The organism is Trinickia sp., assembly GCF_036503415.1.
Lineage (GTDB): Bacteria > Pseudomonadota > Gammaproteobacteria > Burkholderiales > Burkholderiaceae > Trinickia.
The window spans coordinates 235,527-249,070 of the sequence record NZ_DASXWY010000007.1 but is presented as its reverse complement, the minus strand read 5'-3'; the positions used below and the strand labels follow the sequence as shown (position 1 = coordinate 249,070).

The window sequence follows — 13,544 nt, the reverse complement described above, 5'->3', positions numbered from 1 at the left end:
GCTTGACGAACACGCCCATGACCGCGAAGCAGAGGCTCGCGACCAGCATCCAGAGCGACTGGGCGGCCATCAGGAAGGATTGCGGCAGGAAGCACCGCGGCCGCAATGCGCCGCACCGTCGACGCGCGACGGCGCGGCGTCATCGGCGATCAGCGCAATGACGACGACGGCACGATGTGCTGGTCGAGCTCGCGGCGCAGGAACTCGTGGAAGTGCTGCATGCCGTCCTCCATCGGACTTTGGTATGGTCCGACCTGAGATTCGCCTCGCCGCATGAGCGCGAGGCGTCCGGCATCCATGCGCTCGGCGATTTCATCGTCCTCGCGCGCCGTTTCCATATAGGCGGCGCGCTCGGCTTCGACGAATTCGCGTTCGAAGAGTGCGAACTCCTCGGGATAGTAGAACTCGACGATGTTCGTGGTCTTGCGCGGGCCGTGCGGAATCAGCCACGAGACGACGAGCACGTGCGGGTACCACTCGATCATGAGGCCCGGGTAGTAGACCATCCAGATCGCGCCGTACTCGGGCGCCCGCCCGTCCCGCACGCGCAGCACCTGGTCATGCCACTTCCGATAGACGGGGCTGCCCGCTTTCGCGAGCCCGGCATTGACGCCGACCGTCTGCACGCTGTACCAGTTGCCGAATTCCCAGGTCAGGTCGTCGCAGTTGACGAAGCTGCCGAGCCCGGGATGGAACGGCGCGACATGGTAGTCCTCGAGGTACACCTCGATGAACGTCTTCCAGTTGTAGTTGCACTCGTGCACTTCGACGTGATCGAACATATAGTTCGAAAAGTCGAAGTGACGGCGCGCGCCGAGATTCGCCAGATCTTTGGCGACATCGCGGCCCTCGGCCTCGAAGAGGAGCCCATGCCAGTTGCGGAGCGGGGTCGCACCGAGGTTCAGGCAGGGGTTGTCCGCAAAATGCGGAGCACCGAGCAGCTCGCCGTCGAGGTTGTACGTCCAGCGGTGCAGCGGGCAGACGATGTTTTCGGTCTGACCGCGGCCGTTGAGCATGATGGCCTGGCGGTGCCGGCATACGTTGGACAGCAGCTCGATCTCCGAGCGCTGGTTGCGTACGAGCACGCGGCCTTCGCTCTCGCTCGGCAGCGCAAAATAATTCCCTGCTTCGGGCACCATCAACTCGTGCCCGACGTAGCGGGGACCCTTGCGGAAGAGTACTTCCAATTCGCGCGCAAAAAGCGCTTCGTCAAAGTAAGCCGTGACCGGCAGCTGGCACGAAATGGCCTTGAGCTGCAAAGCATTGCTCAGATTGGACATTCCCACTCCCAATGAAGACGTGAAAGTAGTGAACAACCCAACCATCGAAGATTCGATTTGGGGAGCCGGCGATTATACCCGTTCCCCTTCCCAAGGGGCAGATAAGTCCATGATTTACGTAAAAAACAGCGTCGATTGCCGCCAAAAGGGCGCGCGTCACGCCAAATATGCCGCGATCGGGTCGGTCCGGCAACCGCCCGTGCGGCATTCGCCGAGGGTGCGGATTGGCCGTGGCCGATGGGTGTCCGCGTGGTAAAAAAGAGGACGGCGATCGTGCTACGGCTGGCGATGGGTCGGACTTGGCGCTTTTGCCGTAGAATGTCCGACTTGTTTTTAAATTCACCCTCTTTCGATGGCGAAACCCGCACCCCAGGACCCCGCCGCGCCCGTCGGCGGCCACGATGGCGACGCCCCGCTGCCCGGGAACTACGAAGCAGCGGTCGCGGAATTGGAGCAACTGGTGGCGCGCATGGAGGGTGGCACGTTGAGCCTCGAGGAATCGCTTGCCGCCTATCGGCGCGGCGCGGCGCTCGTGGCGTACTGTCAGCAACAACTGGAGAAGGTGGAGCAGCAGGTGCGCGTACTCGACGGCGAGACGCTCAAGCCGCTGCCAGCCGGCAACCCTGCCGCCGAGGGCGGAGACGATCTATGACTTTTGACGAATGGATGCGCGCGGTCCTGGCGCGCGTCGAGGCCGCACTCGAACGTTATCTGCCGGGCCCCGACGTGGCGCCGGCGCGGCTGCATGAGGCGATGCGCTATGCGGCGCTCGGCGGCGGCAAGCGCGTGCGTCCGCTTCTGGCCCATGCGGCGGGGGAGTTGACGCTCGCGCGGCCCGCGGCTCTCGAGGCGGCCTCGGCGGCCCTCGAGATGATCCACGTCTATTCGCTCGTCCATGACGACATGCCTTGCATGGACGACGATGCGCTGCGCCGCGGCAAACCGACCGTGCACGTCCAGTACGACGAGGCCACCGCGCTGCTCGTGGGCGATGCGCTGCAGTCCCAGGCGTTCGTCGCATTGACCGACGCCTCGGCGCTCGACGCGCCGACGCAGGCCGCGCTCGTGCGCGAACTCGCGCTCGCCAGCGGCTCGGTGGGCATGGCGGGTGGCCAGGCCATCGATCTCGACAGCGTCGGTGTGACGCTGTCGCGGCCGCAGCTCGAAACGATGCATCGGATGAAAACGGGCGCGTTGCTGCGTGCGTCGGTGCGCATGGGCGCGCTCGCCGGCACGGCGCCCGATGCGGACGCGATGCGCGCGCTCGATGCCTACGCGGCTGCCGTGGGTCTGGCGTTCCAGGTCGTGGACGATATTCTGGACGTGACGACGGATTCGGCGACCCTGGGCAAGACTGCCGGCAAGGACGCCAAGGACGGCAAGCCGACCTACGTATCGATTATCGGGCTCGACGCTTCGCGCGCGCTCGCGGCGCAGTTGCGTCGCGATGCGCACGAAGCGCTTGCGCATTTCAGCGGGCGCGCCGTGCGCCTCGCCGAACTTGCCGACCTGGTGGTAAACCGGGTGAGTTGAACGCGAAGCCCGCTGCCGCGCGCGAATGCTACGGGGTGCGCAAGAGAAAAATGCGGGCGCGTAAGTTTTCCTACAATGGAACGACGATGTACGACTTGCTGAAAACCATCGACGACCCGGCGGACTTGCGCCGCCTGGACCGTCGTCAACTGAAACCGCTCGCCGACGAGTTGCGCGCGTTCGTGCTCGACAGCGTGTCGCAGACGGGCGGGCACTTGTCGTCGAACCTGGGCACGGTGGAGCTGACGATCGCGCTCCACTACGTCTTCGACACGCCGCACGACCGCATCGTGTGGGACGTCGGCCATCAGACTTATCCGCACAAAATCCTGACCGGCCGCCGCGACCGCATGCATACGCTGCGCCAGCGCGGCGGCATCTCCGGCTTTCCGCGCCGTGTGGAGTCCGAGTACGACACGTTCGGTACGGCTCATTCGAGCACGTCCATTTCGGCCGCGCTCGGCATGGCGATCGGAAGCAAGCTCGAGGGCGAGGATCGCTTTTCGATCGCCGTGATCGGCGATGGGGCGATGACGGCCGGCATGGCGTTCGAAGCCATGAACAACGCGGGCGTGTGCGACGATCTCCCGTTCCTCGTTATCCTCAACGACAACGACATGTCGATCTCGCCGCCCGTTGGCGCGTTGAACCGGCATCTCGCGAGGCTGATGTCCGGGCGCTTTTATGCGGCCGCGCGCGCCGGGGTCGAGCGCGTGCTGCGCGTTGCGCCGCCGATGCTCGAGCTCGCACGCAAGCTCGAGGAGCATGCGAAGGGCATGGTCGTGCCGGCCACGCTTTTCGAGGAGTTCGGCTTCAATTACATCGGGCCGATCGACGGTCACGACCTCGATTCGCTGATCCCGACGCTGCAAAACATCCGCGAGTTGCGCGGACCGCAGTTTCTGCACGTGGTCACGAAAAAAGGGCAGGGCTACAAGCTCGCGGAAGCCGATCCGGTGCTCTACCACGGTCCGGGCAAGTTCAATCCGGCCGAGGGCATCAAGCCGTCCACCGCGCCGAGCAAGAAGACCTATACGCAAGTTTTCGGGGAGTGGCTGTGCGACGCGGCGGAACTCGATTCGCGCGTAGTCGGCATTACGCCCGCGATGCGCGAGGGCTCCGGTCTCGTCGAGTTCGAAAAGCGCTTTCCGGACCGCTATTTCGATGTCGGCATTGCCGAGCAGCATGCAGTGACGTTTGCAGGGGGGATGGCTGTCGAGGGTATGAAGCCCGTGGTCGCCATTTATTCGACGTTCCTCCAGCGCGGCTACGATCAACTGATCCACGACGTTGCGTTGCAGAACCTGCCGGTGGTGTTCGCGATCGACCGCGCCGGCCTCGTCGGTGCCGATGGCGCGACGCACGCGGGCGCTTACGACTTGGCATTCCTGCGCTGCATCCCGAACATGACGGTGATGGCGCCCGCCGACGAGAACGAGTGCCGGCAGATGCTCTACACGGCGCTGCAGCAGCCGAATCCGACGGCCGTGAGGTATCCGCGCGGCGCGGGTGCGGGCGTGGCCACGGTCAAGCAGATGACGGCGCTGCCCGTTGGACGCGGCGAGATTCGCCGCCAGTCGACGGCAGGCAAAGGCAGCCGCATCGCGATCCTCGCATTCGGCACGATGGTCGCGCCGTCGCTCGCGGCGGCCGAGGCACTCGATGCGACCGTCGCCAATATGCGCTTCGTCAAGCCGATCGATGCCAAACTGCTCGTCGAGCTTGCGCAGACGCATGATGTGCTCGTGACCGTGGAGGAAGGCTGTGTCATGGGCGGTGCCGGCTCGGCCTGCGTCGAATCCCTGCTTGCCAATGGGGTTGTTCGTCCCGTACTACAATTGGGCCTTCCCGACGGATTCATCGATCACGGCGATCCGGCGAAGCTGTTGTCGGAGTGCGGTCTCGATGGCGCGGGGATCGAGAAATCGATCCGCGCGAGGTTCCTCGAACCTGCCGCCAAGCTGGCGCAGCGCGTCGCCTGATGCAGCGCGGGTCAGCCCGCGTTGCACCCGTACACAGACATGGGCCTCGACGGCCCATGTTTCGTTATTGGCATGACCAGCGCTGTGCCGAGGGGCGGCATGACTGGCGCCGCCTCAAGAGGACAGGACAAACACAAGATGAACGACATGAATGCAGCCTTCGTGATGCCCGACGTACAGAGCTCGGTCGATACACGGCAAATCCCGATCCAGCGAGTCGGCGTCAAGGGGGTTCGGCATCCGCTTGCCGTCCGCATGTCGAACGGCGAAGTGCAGGCGACGGTGGGCACATGGAACCTCGATGTCCATTTGCCGGCTGAGCAGAAGGGCACACATATGTCGCGCTTCGTCGCGCTGCTCGAGGACAGCAAGACGCCGCTCGATTCCTCCGCGTTCGGTACGATGCTCTCGGCGATGCTGACGAAGCTCGAGGCGCCGGCCGGCCGCATCGAAGTGACTTTTCCGTATTTCGTCAGCAAGACAGCCCCCGTTTCGGGCGTATCGAGCCTGCTCGATTACGAGGTAACGATGATCGGCGAGATGCGCGGGGGTACGCTCCGTACGTTCTTGCAAGTGCTCGTGCCCGTGACGAGTCTTTGCCCCTGCTCGAAGGAAATCTCGCAGTACGGCGCGCATAACCAGCGTTCGCATGTGACGGTTCGGGCCGAGTGCGTCGGGGAGTTGTCGGCCGAAGCGTTGATCCGCATTGCGGAGGAAGAGGCTTCTTGCGAGCTCTGGGGTTTGCTCAAGCGTCCCGACGAAAAGTTCGTGACCGAACGGGCCTACGAGAACCCGAAGTTCGTGGAAGACCTCGTGCGCGACGTGGCCCGGCGGTTGAACGCCGACGAGCGTGTCGTTGCCTATACGCTCGAAGCGGAGAACTTCGAGTCGATTCACAATCACAGCGCCTACGCGATCATCGAGCACGACAAGCGTCGCGCGAATTGATGATGCGCGCTGCCGCAACTCAACGCGGCAGCGAGGACAAATCCCAACGAGGCTTGACGGTGAACGCGTAATCGCGGCTCGCCTGTTGCGGCCAGCGCGCGAGGCGCAACGCGCCCGCGAGCGCGATCATGGCGCCGTTGTCGGTGCACAGTGCGAGGTCCGGGTAGTGCACTTCGTAGCCGCGCTTTCGTGCGGCCTCGGAAAGTGCTTCCCGCAGTTGACGATTCGCGCCGACGCCGCCTGCCACCACGAGCCGCTTCAAACCCGTCCGCTTGAGCGCGGCAATCGATTTGGCGACGAGCACTTCGACGGCCGCGTCGACGAAGCCGCGTGCCACGTCGGCCTTTTCCTGCTCGCAGACATTGGCGCCGAGCTTTTTCGTCTGCGTCAGCACGGCGGTTTTCAGACCGCTGAAGCTGAAGTCGAGATCGCCTGAATGGAGCATCGGGCGGGGCAGGACCACGGCACCGGGCAGGCCATATTCCGCGAGCCGCGATACTTCAGGGCCGCCCGGATAGCCGAGCCCGAGCAGCTTGGCCGTCTTGTCGAACGCTTCGCCGGCTGCATCGTCGAGTGTTTCGCCGAGCGTTTCGTATAGGCCGACATCGGTGACGCGCATCAATTGCGTGTGCCCGCCTGAAACGAGCAGTGCGACGAACGGGAACGGTGGCGGCGCGTCGACGAGCAGCGGCGACAGCAGGTGCCCTTCGAGGTGATGGATGCCGATCGTCGGCTTGTCCCAGGCCATGGCCACCGCGTTGGCGATGCCGGCGCCGACGAGCAGCGCGCCCGCCAGTCCCGGCCCTTGAGTGAATGCGATCGCGTCGATGTCGGCGGTTCTTGCGCCCGAACGCGCGAGCACCTCTTCCAGAAGCGGCAGTGCGCGGCGGATATGGTCCCGCGACGCAAGCTCCGGCACCACGCCGCCGTACTCCCTGTGCATGGCGATTTGCGAATGCAGTGCGTGAGCGAGCAGGCCGCGATCGCTGTCATAGAGCGCGAGGCCTGTTTCGTCACAGGAGCTTTCAATGCCGAGAACGAGCATGATGCGAGAGGAGAGCTGCGGGCCGGCTGTGCGATGAAGCGCACCGAAGTGGCGCAATGCGCCGGCGCCAGAGGGAACGAGGAACACGAAAGTATAACAGGACGCCCCGGAAACCCGGCCTGGCGCGGTTAAAATGCGCGCCATGGAATCCTATGATATTGCCGTGATCGGCGCCGGTGCGGCCGGCATGATGTGCGCGGCCGTCGCCGGACAGCGTGGGCGCCGTGTCGTGCTCATCGATCACGCCGCGCGGCTGGCCGAAAAGATCCGCATCTCCGGTGGGGGCCGCTGCAACTTCACGAACCTTCACGCGGGGCCGGCGAATTACCTCTCGGCGAACCCCCATTTTTGCCGCTCGGCGCTCGCACGCTATACGCCGCGCGATTTTCTGGCGCTGCTGAAATCGCACCGCATCAGCTGGCATGAAAAGCACCGCGGGCAACTCTTTTGCGACCATTCGAGCGAAGCCGTCATCGACATGCTCAAAGCCGAATGCGACGCCGGTGCCGTCGCGTGGCGCCGGCCTGTTACGGTCGAATCGGTGCAGCATGCCGATGCGCGCGGCTTTACGCTTCAGACGAGTGCGGGCTCGATCGGGGCGCGCGCACTCGTGATCGCGACCGGCGGCCTTTCGATCCCGAAGATCGGCGCCACGGACTTCGCCTATCGGCTCGCGAAGCAGTTCGGCCACAAGCTCGTCGAGACGCGGCCCGCCCTCGTGCCGCTCACGTTTTCGTCGGATGTTTGGGCGCCATTCGCCGCTTTGTCGGGGGTGTCACTCGAAGTCGAGATTGCCGCGGGGGCGAGCAAGGGGCAGGGTCGGTTCGCCGAGGATCTTCTGTTCACGCACCGGGGATTGTCGGGGCCGGGCGTGCTGCAGGTCTCGAGCTATTGGAATCCGGGCGAGCCGATCCGTATCGATCTGCTGCCAGGGCGCGAGCCTGCCGCGGAACTGCTCGAGGCCAAGACGGCCAGCAAGCGGCAGATCGGCAATGCGCTGGCGGAATGGATGCCCGGGCGGCTTGCGCATGCGTGGCTCGCGACTCACGGCGTGGCGCCCGAGGCGCGGCTCGCCGATCTCTCCGACAAATCGCTGCGGCGACTGGGCGAAGCCTTTGCGCAATGGAGCCTCGTGCCGAGCGGGACGGAGGGCTACCGAAAGGCCGAAGTGACGCGCGGCGGCGTGGACACGCGCGAACTGTCCTCGTCGACGATGATGAGCGAGCGGGTGCGGGACCTTTATTTCATCGGAGAAGCCGTCGACGTGACGGGCTGGCTCGGCGGGTACAACTTTCAGTGGGCGTGGGCGTCGGCGGTCGCGGCGGGCGAGGCAGCAGCCGATAATGCCCGTGGCGCTTGACACGTCGCTGCATTTATGCAGAACGTCTGCTATACTCCCGAACCTTTGTGATATTTCCGCTTTGGAAACATGACGATTATCCGCGTTAAAGAAAACGAGCCCTTCGAAGTTGCGATGCGGCGCTTTAAGCGCACCATCGAGAAGACCGGCCTTTTGACCGAACTTCGCGCGCGCGAGTTTTACGAAAAACCGACGGCGGAACGCAAGCGCAAGAAGGCCGCGGCGGTGAAACGCCACTTCAAGCGTCTGCGCAGCCAGATGCTGCCGAAGAAGCTGTACTGATCGAATTTCGTCGCAGCGCCTTTCTTCCCGCTGCCCGTGGGCGGCGGCGGACAAGCGCCCGAATAACCCGCTTGAGGAAGGATCCCAAGCGGGTTTTTGCGCTAGGCGGTACGTGCGGCGCTTCCCTATTTTCCATGCATCGGGTGAAAAATGAGCTTGAAAGATCGGATCAATGAAGACATGAAGGCGGCGATGCGCGCGCGCGAAACCGGACGGCTCGCGACGATCCGCCTTCTGCTTGCCGCGATCAAACAGCGGGAAGTCGACGAGCGCACGACGCTCGACGATGCGGCGGTCACCGCCGTCATCGACAAAATGATCAAGCAGCGCAAGGACTCGATCAGCCAATTCGAAGCGGCCGGCCGGACCGATCTCGTCGATCAGGAAAACGCCGAGCTCGCGGTGCTGGCGGCCTATATGCCGGCGCAACTGTCGGAAGCGGAGGTTTCGGCCGAGGTCCAGGCCGCCGTCGTGCAAGTGGGCGCCACCGGCCCGCAGGACATGGGCAAGGTGATGGGTGTGCTCAAGGGCAAGCTCGCGGGCCGGGCCGACATGACGGCCGTCTCGGCGCTCGTCAAGGCGGCGCTCGCCAAATAAGGCCGGCGCCGGCCGGCGCCCGGGCTCCGGGTGTCGTGCCGCGCCGGCTTCTCGCCGCCCAACGTGATACCGCATTCATTCCTGCAGGATCTGCTGAACCGCGTCGACATCGTCGACGTGGTGGGCAAGTACGTCCAGTTGAAAAAGGGCGGGGCAAACTTCATGGGACTCTGCCCCTTTCATAACGAGAAGAGTCCGTCGTTTACGGTCAGCCCGACCAAGCAGTTCTATCATTGCTTCGGTTGCGGCGCTCACGGCACGGCAATCGGGTTCCTGATGGAACATGCCGGATTGACGTTCCCCGAAGCGGTCAACGACCTGGCTCAGTCGGTCGGGCTCAGCGTCCCGCAGGAGCCATCGCCGATGCGCGGCGGCTCGGGCGCCCCCGGCGAGCGCCCGGCGTTTGCGGACCACAAAACCGCGGCGGCGCTCTCCGACGTCATGCAAACGGCGTGCGATTATTACCGCAAGGCGTTGCGCGGGGCGCCCGAGGCCATTCGTTATTTGAAAATGCGCGGCTTGACGGGCGAAGTCGCGGCCCGGTTCGGTCTCGGCTATGCCCCGGACGGCTGGCAGAACCTCGAAGACGCGTTTGCCGACTACCGCAGCGATGCGCTGGTGGAGGCGGGGCTCGTGATCGTCAGCGAAAAGCTCGACGCCGAGGGGCAGCCGCGCCGCTACGACCGCTTTCGCGAGCGGATCATGTTCCCGATCCGAAATGTGAAGGGACAGGTGATCGGCTTTGGGGGCCGGGTGCTCGAATCGGGCGAACCGAAGTATTTGAATTCCCCCGAAACGCCACTATTTAGCAAGGGCAGCGAGCTTTACGGTCTTTTCGAGGCGCGGCTGGCGATTCGCGAGGCGCGTTCGGTGCTGGTGGTGGAAGGGTATATGGATGTCGTCGCGCTCGCGCAGTTGGGCTTTCCGAACGCCGTCGCGACACTGGGTACGGCCTGCACGCCGGTGCACGTGCAAAAGCTGCTGAGGCAGACCGATACGGTCATCTTCAGCTTCGATGGCGATGCCGCGGGGCGTCGCGCCGCGCGCCGGGCACTCGATGCCTGCCTGCCGCATGCGGCCGACAACCGGACGATCCGCTTCCTTTTTCTGCCGCCGGAACACGACCCCGACAGCTTCGTGCGCGAGTTCGGCAAAGAAGCGTTTGCCGAACAGATCGAGCATGCCACGCCGATGTCGCAGTTCATGTTGAGCGAAGTGTTGGCCGGCAAGGAGCTCGACACGCCCGAGGGCCGCGCCCGGGCGCTGTTCGATGCGAAGCCGCTCTTGCAGGCGCTGCCGCCGAATGCATTGCGCGCCCAGATCATGCATATGTTCGCCGATCGGCTCGGCGTGCCTTTCGACGAGGTCGCGGCGCTTTGCGACGTCGATTCGCGGATTGTTGCGGCCGCGCGGCCGGCGCCGCCGCGCAAGGACCGGCGGCGCGTCACGGATATCGAGGAGCGCGCGTTGCGCAATCTCGTCATGTATCCGCGCATCGCCTTGCTTCTCGACGAATCGAGCGAGGAGGCGCTCACGGCGCAAGCGCACGGGGAGCTGTTCGCCGAAGTGGCGACGCATGCGCGCGCGCTGGGCGATGCGGCCGAATTCCGGCTGTTGTCCGACCTGTTGCGCACGGGTGCGAACGCGGCAACTTTCGAAGAAATTTTCCGCGAAATTCTGGACTATGATGAAAACGTGCGTGATTTGCTGCTGCAGAGCCCGGAAGACGACGCTGCTATCGAACAACAGACGGAGCGCGAGCGTATCGCGGCCGAAGAGCTCCAGGCGGCAATCCTGAAAATGCGCTACGACGCCTGTTGTCAACGGCTTGAGCGCTTGTCGCGACAATCGCGGCTCACTTCGGACGAGATTGCGGAATATGCGGAGCTCGACCGCCAGCGGGCGGATATGAAGCGCCGACTCGGTGCCTGAGGGCTGCGGGCTGGCATGCCCGTGCTATAATAAAAGGTTCTCAGTGGTTTGATTTTTCAGGAATTTTCGGCGACAGCGGGCAGAGGTGCTCAAGCACAGGCGAGGCGAGACAAGCGATGGCAAAGACGACAGGCGCGAAAACGACGGTGGCGGGCACGGCTGGAGCGGGCAAAGGCAAGAGCCCGGGCTCCGGCAAGGGCTCGGCGCAGCCGGTGCGCAAGGCGTCCGCGGCCGCGACCGCCGGGGCCACCGCAGCCGGAAAACCCACGAGCAGAACGGCTGCGCGGACTTCGGCCGCGGCGGCTGGTGTAACCAAGGCGGCCAAAGCGTCCGCCAAAGCGCAGACGGGAGCTGCCGCCGCGAAACGGGCGGGGGCGGGTTCGAAAAGCGTAAGGGGTGCGGCTGCCACGCCGGACGATTTGGCAGTGCGCGAGACCCAGGTATCCACGGTGCAACCGGCTGAAGTCCAACAGCCGCGAGTCGAGATTAAAGCCGCTACGGCCAACTCCATGACGAAAAAGCTGAACGAAGTACCCGTCGATGACGACGCAACTCAGGGCGAAGAGCAGCAACCTGCCCCGGGCAAGGCTGAGAAGGCCAGGGCGCGCGACCGTCGCGCGAAGGAGAAAGCGCTCCTGAAGGACGCATTCGCGTCGACCCAGCCGGGCACTGCCGAGGAGCTCGAAGAGCGGCGCTCGAAGCTGCGCGCGCTGATCAAGCTCGGCAAGGAGCGCGGCTTTCTGACCTATGCCGAAATCAACGATCACCTTCCGGACAACTTCACGGAGACCGAGGCGATCGAGGGCATCATCAGCACGTTCAACGACATGGGTGTTGCCGTCTACGAGCAGGCGCCCGATGCCGAGACGCTGCTGTTGAACGACAACGCTCCGGCTGTCGCGTCCGATGACGAAGTCGAGGAGGAAGCGGAAGTCGCGCTGTCCACCGTCGATTCGGAATTCGGGCGTACGACCGATCCGGTGCGGATGTACATGCGCGAGATGGGGACGGTCGAGCTTCTCACGCGCGAGGGCGAGATCGAAATCGCGAAGCGCATCGAGGATGGCCTCAAGCACATGGTGATGGCAATCTCGGCGTGCCCGACGACGATCGCCGACATCCTCGCGATGGCAGAGCGTGTGGCGAACGAAGAGATCCGCATCGACGAGCTCGTCGATGGTCTCATCGATCCGAACGCCGAAGACACGGACGGTTTCTCGGCGCAGGAAGCCGAGACGATCGAGAGCGAGTCGGAGGACGTCGAAGAGGAAGACGAGGAAGAAGAGGAAGAGGACGACGGCACCGCTCAGGCGACGGCCAATGCCGCGCAGCTCGAAGCGCTCAAGCGTTCGTCGCTCGAGAAGTTCGCGCTCATCAGCGAGTGGTTCGACAAGATGCGCCGCGCGTTCGAGAAGGAAGGCTACAAGTCGAAGTCGTATCTGAAGGCGCAAGAGGCGATTCAGAACGAGCTGATGTCGATCCGCTTCACGGCGCGTACGGTTGAGCGGCTCTGCGACACGCTGCGCGCACAGGTGGATGAAGTCCGTCAGGTCGAGCGTCAGATCCTGCATATCGTCGTCGACAAGTGCGGCATGCCTCGCGCGGAGTTCATCGCGCGTTTTCCGAGCCACGAGACGAATCTCGAGTGGGCCGACAAGATCGTCGAGGAGAGCCATCCGTACAGCGCGATTTTGTCGCGTAACATCCCTGCCATTCGGGAGCAGCAGCAGCGGCTCATCGATTTGCAGGCGCGTGTGGTGCTGCCGCTGAAGGATCTGAAGGAAACGAACCGTCAAATGGCGGCCGGCGAACTGAAGGCGCGTCAGGCCAAGCGCGAGATGACCGAGGCGAACCTGCGTCTCGTGATTTCGATCGCGAAGAAGTACACGAATCGCGGGTTGCAGTTCCTCGATCTGATTCAGGAAGGCAACATCGGTCTCATGAAGGCGGTGGACAAGTTCGAATATCGCCGTGGCTACAAGTTCTCGACGTATGCCACGTGGTGGATTCGCCAGGCCATCACGCGTTCCATCGCGGACCAGGCGCGTACGATCCGGATTCCGGTTCACATGATCGAGACGATCAACAAGATGAACCGTATTTCGCGGCAGATTCTGCAGGAGACGGGTCTCGAGCCCGATCCGGCGACGCTTGCCGAGAAGATGGAGATGCCGGAGGACAAGATCCGCAAGATCATGAAGATCGCGAAGGAGCCGATCTCAATGGAAACGCCGATCGGTGACGACGACGATTCGCATCTGGGTGACTTCATCGAAGATACGAATACGGTTGCGCCTGCCGATGCGGCGCTGCACGCGAGCATGCGCGATGTCGTGAAGGATGTGCTCGATTCGTTGACGCCGCGCGAAGCGAAGGTGCTGCGGATGCGTTTCGGAATCGAGATGAGCACGGATCACACGCTCGAGGAAGTTGGCAAGCAGTTCGACGTGACGCGCGAGCGGATTCGCCAGATCGAGGCCAAGGCGCTGCGCAAGCTGCGCCATCCGAGCCGTTCGGATAAGCTCAAGTCCTTCCTCGAAGGCAACTGATCGAGGTATCATTCAGTGCCAGGCCCGGCGTGAAAA

The 13,544-nt window shown here is 63.9% G+C and carries 11 protein-coding genes; 9 read left to right on the top strand and 2 right to left on the bottom strand.

Features of this window, described 5'->3' with window-relative positions:
* Nucleotides 1-149 precede the first annotated feature (149 nt).
* On the bottom strand, nt 150-1,280 hold the full coding sequence (locus VGL01_RS02080; RefSeq protein WP_331566557.1) for an aromatic ring-hydroxylating dioxygenase subunit alpha: 1,131 nt from the start codon (nt 1,278-1,280) through the stop codon (nt 150-152).
* A 352-nt stretch (nt 1,281-1,632) separates the two neighbouring features.
* Here VGL01_RS02080 and VGL01_RS02075 point away from each other — a divergent pair, with 352 nt between their 5' ends.
* The 4 genes from VGL01_RS02075 (at nt 1,633) to folE2 (ending at nt 5,743) form a co-directional block, all read left to right on the top strand.
* On the top strand, nt 1,633-1,932 hold the full coding sequence (locus VGL01_RS02075; protein WP_173256686.1) for an exodeoxyribonuclease VII small subunit: 300 nt from the start codon (nt 1,633-1,635) through the stop codon (nt 1,930-1,932).
* Nucleotides 1,929-2,813, top strand: coding sequence for a farnesyl diphosphate synthase (locus VGL01_RS02070; RefSeq protein ID WP_331566555.1), 885 nt, complete (start codon nt 1,929-1,931; stop codon nt 2,811-2,813). The genes VGL01_RS02075 and VGL01_RS02070 overlap by 4 nt, the downstream gene beginning before the upstream one ends.
* Nucleotides 2,814-2,899: 86 nt before the next feature.
* On the top strand, nt 2,900-4,795 hold the full coding sequence (gene dxs, locus VGL01_RS02065) for a 1-deoxy-D-xylulose-5-phosphate synthase (protein WP_331566553.1): 1,896 nt from the start codon (nt 2,900-2,902) through the stop codon (nt 4,793-4,795).
* A gap of 138 nt (nt 4,796-4,933) precedes the next feature.
* A complete protein-coding gene (gene folE2, locus VGL01_RS02060; protein WP_331566551.1) occupies nt 4,934-5,743 on the top strand; it encodes a GTP cyclohydrolase FolE2 in 810 nt (269 codons plus the stop codon).
* Nucleotides 5,744-5,762: 19 nt separating this feature from the next.
* Here folE2 and tsaD read toward each other — a convergent pair whose 3' ends face one another.
* The gene (gene tsaD, locus VGL01_RS02055) at nt 5,763-6,788 is read right to left on the bottom strand and encodes a tRNA (adenosine(37)-N6)-threonylcarbamoyltransferase complex transferase subunit TsaD (protein ID WP_331566599.1); all 1,026 of its coding nucleotides are present in this window, start codon (nt 6,786-6,788) and stop codon (nt 5,763-5,765) included.
* A gap of 142 nt (nt 6,789-6,930) precedes the next feature.
* Between tsaD and VGL01_RS02050 the strand changes: the two genes are divergently transcribed.
* The 5 genes from VGL01_RS02050 to rpoD all read left to right on the top strand — a co-directional run bounded on the left by VGL01_RS02050 (nt 6,931) and on the right by rpoD (nt 13,508).
* Nucleotides 6,931-8,148, top strand: a complete 1,218-nt coding sequence (locus VGL01_RS02050) for an NAD(P)/FAD-dependent oxidoreductase (protein WP_331566549.1) — start codon at nt 6,931-6,933, stop codon at nt 8,146-8,148.
* Between the two features lie 69 nt (nt 8,149-8,217).
* Nucleotides 8,218-8,430 (top strand): 30S ribosomal protein S21, encoded by a 213-nt coding sequence (rpsU, locus tag VGL01_RS02045; protein ID WP_331566547.1) that lies wholly within the window; start codon nt 8,218-8,220, stop codon nt 8,428-8,430.
* A gap of 150 nt (nt 8,431-8,580) precedes the next feature.
* Nucleotides 8,581-9,027, top strand: a complete 447-nt coding sequence (locus tag VGL01_RS02040) for a GatB/YqeY domain-containing protein (RefSeq protein WP_331566545.1) — start codon at nt 8,581-8,583, stop codon at nt 9,025-9,027.
* Between the two features lie 63 nt (nt 9,028-9,090).
* Nucleotides 9,091-10,959: a DNA primase gene (gene dnaG / locus VGL01_RS02035; protein ID WP_331566543.1), complete on the top strand. Its 1,869-nt coding sequence runs from the start codon at nt 9,091-9,093 to the stop codon at nt 10,957-10,959.
* Nucleotides 10,960-11,075: 116 nt separating this feature from the next.
* Nucleotides 11,076-13,508, top strand: coding sequence for an RNA polymerase sigma factor RpoD (rpoD, locus tag VGL01_RS02030; protein ID WP_331566541.1), 2,433 nt, complete (start codon nt 11,076-11,078; stop codon nt 13,506-13,508).
* The last annotated feature ends 36 nt before the right edge of the window (nt 13,509-13,544 follow it).